Raw genomic sequence first — 6,000 nt, 5'->3', positions numbered from 1 at the left:
CTCCTACATGACCGCATATTCCTCTGTAGGAGCGAGCTTGCTCGCGATGAGGCCCTCAAGGCCAGTACCAACCCCATTGAAGGAGCCCGCCATGCAAGACTGGCAGCGTTCGGTGATCTACCAGATCTACCCGAAGAGTTTCTACAGCCACAGCGGCCAGGCCACCGGCGACCTGCTGGGGGTGGTCGACAAGCTCGACTACCTGCACTGGCTGGGCGTCGATTGCCTGTGGCTCACCCCGTTCCTGCGTTCGCCCCAGCGCGACAACGGCTACGATATCAGCGACTACTACGCCATCGACCCGAGCTACGGGACCATGGCCGATTGCGAGTTGCTGATCGCCGAGGCCGGCAAGCGCGGCATCAAGCTGATGCTGGACATCGTGGTCAACCACACCTCCATCGAGCACGAGTGGTTCCAGCAGGCGCGCAGCAGCCTCGACAACCCGTATCGCGACTTCTACATCTGGCGTGACCAGCCGAACAACTGGGAGTCCAAGTTCGGCGGTTCCGCCTGGGAATACGAAGCGCAGACCGGCCAGTACTACCTGCACCTGTTCGACCATACCCAGGCCGACCTCAACTGGGACAACCCCCAGGTGCGCGCCGAAGTGTTCAAGATGATGCGTTTCTGGCGCGACAAGGGCGTGGGCGGTTTCCGCCTGGATGTGATCAACCTGATCTCCAAGCCGGCGGATTTCCCGGAAGACGCCAGCGACGGTCGACGCTTCTATACCGACGGCCCGAACGTGCACCCGTACCTGCAGCAGATGCATCGCGAGGTCTTCGAGGGCTTTGACCTGATCAACGTCGGCGAGATGTCTTCCACCAGCCTCGAGCACTGCATTCGTTACTCGCAGCCCGAGTCGAAAGAGCTGTCGATGACCTTCAACTTCCACCACCTGAAGGTCGACTACCCGAACCTGCAGAAGTGGATCCGCGCCGATTTCGACTTCCTCCAGCTCAAGCGCATCCTCTCCGAGTGGCAGAGCGGCATGCAGGCCGGTGGCGGCTGGAACGCGCTGTTCTGGTGTAACCACGACCAGCCACGGGTGGTGTCGCGTTTCGGCGACGACGGCGAGTACCGGGTGGTCTCGGCGAAGATGCTCGCCACTGCGCTGCACTTCCTCCAGGGCACGCCGTTCGTGTACCAGGGCGAAGAGCTGGGCATGACTAACCCCGGCTTTACCCACATCGACCAATACCGCGATGTCGAGACCCTGAACATCTACCGCCTCAAGCGCGAAGCCGGCGACAGCGAGGCGGACAACATGGCGGCGATCATGCAGAAGTCCCGGGACAACGGGCGCACGCCGATGCAATGGAATACCGAGGCCCATGCCGGTTTCAGCAGCGTTGAGCCCTGGATCGGCGTGCCGGCCAATGCCGCGCGGATCAACGTCGCGCAGCAGCTCGAAGACCCGGATTCGGTGTTGCACCACTATCGCCAGCTGATTGCCCTGCGTCGTCGCGAGCCGCTGATCCAGGACGGCGAATATCGCCAGCTGCTGGCCGAGCACCCGCAGGTCTGGGCCTATCTGCGCGAGGGCCAGGGCGAGCGTCTGCTGGTGGTGAACAACTTCTACGGCAGCGCCTGCGAAGTGCAGTTGCCGGAGGGAGTGATGACCGAGCGCATGGAGCAGCGCCTGGTCATCAGTAACTACGCGGACCATCAAACCCGCAGTCGCCAGCTGTTCCTGCGGCCTTACGAGTCCTTTGTCCTGCACCTGATCGACCGCTGACAACCTTCCCCGCATGAGCGCGGCGTGCCCGGTACACCGCGAGCTTTCGCTCGCCGGTAGGGCGGCGCCTGCGGGGCACACACACAGAATAAAAATAATGGGGTGGCTTATGAAAACAACAATAAATCGCGGTCTCGCAGCCTCTTGCGTCTGCCTGGCCTTGCCGTTCCCGGCTCAGGCCCTGGAGTTCGCCGGTTACCTGCGTAGCGGCCTCGGGACCTCGGTCAACAGCAGCTCGCAATCCTGTTTCCAGCTGCCTGGCGCGCAGTCCAAATACCGCCTGGGCAACGAATGCGAACAGTACGCCGAGCTGGAGCTGCGCCAGGACCTGTACACCCTGGACGATGGCTCGGTGCTCAGCGTCGATGCCATGGCGTCGCTGTATAACCAGTACGACCGCAGCCTGACCTTCCAGGGCGACAACGGCTCGGCGCGCATGCCGCAGATGTATGCCCAGTGGTCGAACATGCCCAGCCTCAATGGCGGCTCGCTGTGGGCCGGTCGGCGTTACTACAAGCGCAACGACATCCATATCTCCGACTTCTACTACTGGAACCAGAGTGCCACCGGCGGCGGCATCGAGGACGTGCTGATCGGCGACCTGAAATACAGTTATGCCTTCTCGCGCAAGGACAACCTGTACCAGAAGGACTACATCAACCGGCACGACTTCAACGTCGCCGGTTTCAAGACCAACCCCGGCGGCGAGCTGGAACTGGGCCTGAGCTACATCGACAAGCCCGACAGTCGCGACGCCCATCGGGGTTGGGCGATCACCGCCCAGCATGTGCAAAAGGACTTCCTCGGCGGCAAGAACAAGCTGGCGTTGCAGTACGGCGAAGGCCCGGGCACCGGGCTGGGTTACACCGGCAATGTGCAACTGGACGACAGCAACAAGAGCTACCGCCTGGTGGAGTTCTTCGACTGGCAATTGACCCCGCGGTTTGGCGGGCAGGTCGAGGCGATCTATCAGAAAGACATCCGCCCCGACGGTAACGACCAGAACTGGATCTCCCTGGGCATCCGCCCGGCCTATGCGATCAGCGAGCAGTTCAAGCTGGTCACCGAGCTGGGCCACGATCAGGTCGAGGCCCCCGGCGGCACGCGCAAGCTCAGCAAGTTCACCTTCGCCCCGACCTGGTCGCCCAAGGGCCCGGAATTCTGGGCCCGCCCCGAGGTGCGCCTGTACTACACCTATGCCAGCTGGAACCAGGCCGCCAAGCGCGCGGCGAACGAGCTGGCGGCGGGTTCGGCGCTGTCCGATACCGGCGCCTTCGGCACGGCCAGGCATGGTGCGAACGTCGGATTGCAGGTCGAGTACTGGTGGAAATAAGCGATGCTGTCGGGGCTCGCGCTCCATCGGCACTTACAAGAACAAACAGCAGGTGAAGTCATGGCTACAACCCAACAATTGCAACTGCTCGCGCCGCTGTCCGGGCTGCTGATGCCCCTGGAGCAAGTGCCGGACCCGGTGTTCTCAAGCCGGGTCATCGGTGACGGCCTGTGCATCGACCCGACCTCGCAGACCCTGCGCGCGCCGCTGGCCGGTGTGGTCAGCAATGTGCAGGACAGTGGCCATGCGGTGAGCATCACCGACGACAACGGGGTGCAGGTGCTGATGCACATCGGCCTGGACACGGTGAACCTGGCGGGCAAGGGCTTTAGCCGCCTGGTGCAGGAGGGCCAGCGGGTCGAGGCCGGGCAGCCGCTGATCGAGTTCGATGCCGACTACATCGCCGTGCATGCCCGCAGCCTGTTGACGCTGATGCTGGTGGTCAGTGGCGAGCCGTTCACCTGGCTGACAGGGGACAGTGCGTTGGTGGACAGCGGCCAGCCGTTGTTGCAGCTGAGCCTGGGCGCGCCTGCGCCAAGCGCGGAGCCCGAGGAAGAGGGCGAGGCGCTGTTCTCCAAACCGGTGACGCTGCCCAATCCCAATGGCCTGCATGCGCGCCCGGCGGCGGTGTTCGCCCAGGCGGCCAAGGGCTTCAAGGCGAGCATCTGCCTGCACAAGCAGCAGGCCAGCGCCAACGCCAAGTCCCTGGTGGCGATCATGGCGTTGCAGACCGCGCAGGGCGATGCCCTGCAAGTCAGCGCGGCGGGTGAGGATGCCGAGAGGGCGATCAAGACCCTGGCCGAATTGCTGGCGAGTGGTTGTGGCGAGGCGGTGACGGCGATTGCCGTCGAGCCGGTGGCGGCGGTTGCGGCGCCAGCGGGCAAGTTGCTGCGAGGCGTCTGCGCCTCGACGGGCTCGGCCTTCGGGCAAGTGGTGCAGGTGGCCGAGCAGAAGCTTGAGATCGTCGAGTTCGCCAGCGATCAGGCCGCGCAGCGTGGGCAGCTGGAGCGGGCGCTGGCGCAGGCCACCGAGGCCCTGCAAGTCCTGCGGGACAAGGCCGCCAGCACAGCCCAGGGCGAGATCTTCAAGGCTCACCAGGAACTGCTGGAAGACCCGAGCCTGCTGGAGCAGACCCAGGCCCTGATCAGCGACGGCAAGAGCGCGGCATTCGCCTGGAACCGCGCCACCGAAGCCACCGCCGAGCTGTTCAAGGATTCAGGCAGTCCGTTGCTGGCCGAGCGCGCCCTGGACCTGATGGATGTCGGGCTGCGGGTGCTCAAGTTGCTGCTGGGTGTGCAGGACAGCGCCTGGGCCCTGCCGGAGCAGGCGATCCTGATTGCCGAGCAGCTCACCCCGTCCCAGACCGCCAGCCTCGATACCCGCAAGGTGCTGGGGTTCGCCACGGTCGGCGGTGGGGCCACCAGCCATGTGGCGATTCTGGCCCGGGCCCTGGGGTTGCCGGCGATCTGCGGCCTGCCGGTACAGGTGCTGGCGTTGGCCAGCGGCACACCGGTGCTACTGGATGCCGACCAGGGCGAATTGCACCTGGAGCCTGCGCCGGCGGTGATCGCACAGTTGCAGGCACGACGCCAGCAGCAACAGCAGCGCCAGCGCCAGGAGCTGGAGCAGTCGGCCCAGGCCGCGGTGACCCGCGACGGCCATCACTTCGAGGTGACGGCCAACGTCGCTTCGCTGGCCGAGGCGGAGCAGGCCATGGACCTGGGCGGGGAGGGCGTCGGCCTGTTGCGTTCGGAATTTCTTTACCAGGACCGCGGCGTCGCCCCGAGCCATGAGGAACAGGCCGCGACCTACAGCGCCATCGCCCGGGCCCTGGGGTCGGAGCGCAATCTGGTGGTGCGGACCCTGGATGTCGGTGGCGACAAACCGCTGGCCTATGTGCCGATGGAGCCTGAAGCCAACCCCTTCCTCGGCATGCGCGGGATCCGCCTGTGCCTGGAGCGCCCGCAGCTGTTGCGCGAGCAGTTCCGGGCGATCCTCGCCAGCGCCGGGCTGGCTCGCCTGCACATCATGCTGCCGATGGTCACCCAGCTGGCGGAGTTGCGGCAGGCGCGGCAGATGCTGGAGGACGAAGCCCTGGCCCTGGGGCTCAAGGAGTTGCCGAAGCTGGGGATCATGATCGAAGTGCCGTCGGCGGCGCTGCTGGCCGACCTGTTCGCGCCGGAGGTGGATTTCTTCTCCATCGGCACCAACGACCTGACCCAGTACACCCTGGCCATGGACCGCGATCATCCGCGCCTGGCCAGCCAGGCCGACAGTTTCCACCCGGCGGTGCTGCGCCTGGTCGCCTCCACGGTCAAGGCTGCCCATGCCCATGGCAAGTGGGTCGGCGTGTGCGGGGCGCTGGCTTCGGAAACCCTGGCGGTGCCGCTGCTGCTGGGGCTGGGCGTGGACGAGCTGTCGGTCAGCGTGCCGCTGATTCCGGCGATCAAGGCCGGCGTGCGCGAGGTCGAGTTGAGCCAGTGCCAGGCCCTCGCCGGGCGCATTCTCGGCCTGGAAAGCGCCGAGCAGGTGCGTGACGCCTTGCACCAGCATCGGCAATCGACGCTGGCCCCTTCACCGGTTCTGGAGAACTGAACATGTTCGAGAAATTGCAGCGGGCGTTCTGGAAGGCCCTGACCCCGGACCTGGTGCCCGACCAGCCGAAAGCGCCGGCCCAGGCCAAGGACGACGCCGCCCTGGACGAGGCCGTCATCGCGGCGCTGGGCGGCGCCAACAACCTCAAGGCCCGGCAACGCGTGGCCCTGACCCGGGTGCGGGTGGAATTGCATGACCCGACCTTGCTCGATGCCACGGCCTTGCGTAATGCCGGCGTGCCCGGGGTGATGGCGCTGGTCGGCGGCGTGGTGCATCTGCTCGTCGGCTTATCTCCTCTGTAGCCGCTGCCGAGCCTGCGAGGCTGCGTACG

The 6,000-nt window shown here is 65.5% G+C and carries 4 protein-coding genes; all 4 read left to right on the top strand.

The features are described from left to right. The first annotated feature begins 91 nt into the window (after positions 1-91). The 4 genes from treC (at position 92) to AC07Y9_RS22530 (ending at position 5,971) form a co-directional block, all read left to right on the top strand. Complete coding sequence (treC, locus tag AC07Y9_RS22545) at positions 92-1,741, top strand: alpha,alpha-phosphotrehalase (protein WP_102678545.1); 1,650 nt, start codon at positions 92-94, stop codon at positions 1,739-1,741. A 109-nt stretch (positions 1,742-1,850) separates the two neighbouring features. Next, positions 1,851-3,074: a maltoporin gene (locus tag AC07Y9_RS22540; RefSeq protein ID WP_053262495.1), complete on the top strand. Its 1,224-nt coding sequence runs from the start codon at positions 1,851-1,853 to the stop codon at positions 3,072-3,074. A 60-nt stretch (positions 3,075-3,134) separates the two neighbouring features. Beyond that, positions 3,135-5,669: a phosphoenolpyruvate--protein phosphotransferase gene (gene ptsP / locus AC07Y9_RS22535; protein WP_102678544.1), complete on the top strand. Its 2,535-nt coding sequence runs from the start codon at positions 3,135-3,137 to the stop codon at positions 5,667-5,669. A 2-nt stretch (positions 5,670-5,671) separates the two neighbouring features. Further along, a complete protein-coding gene (locus AC07Y9_RS22530) occupies positions 5,672-5,971 on the top strand; it encodes a PTS sugar transporter subunit IIB (RefSeq protein WP_102678543.1) in 300 nt (99 codons plus the stop codon). The last annotated feature ends 29 nt before the right edge of the window (positions 5,972-6,000 follow it).

Source organism: Pseudomonas sp. GW456-L12 (genome assembly GCF_059424045.1).
The sequence above is the reverse complement of the archived record's forward strand: the minus strand, read 5'-3'. Positions and strand labels throughout refer to the sequence as shown.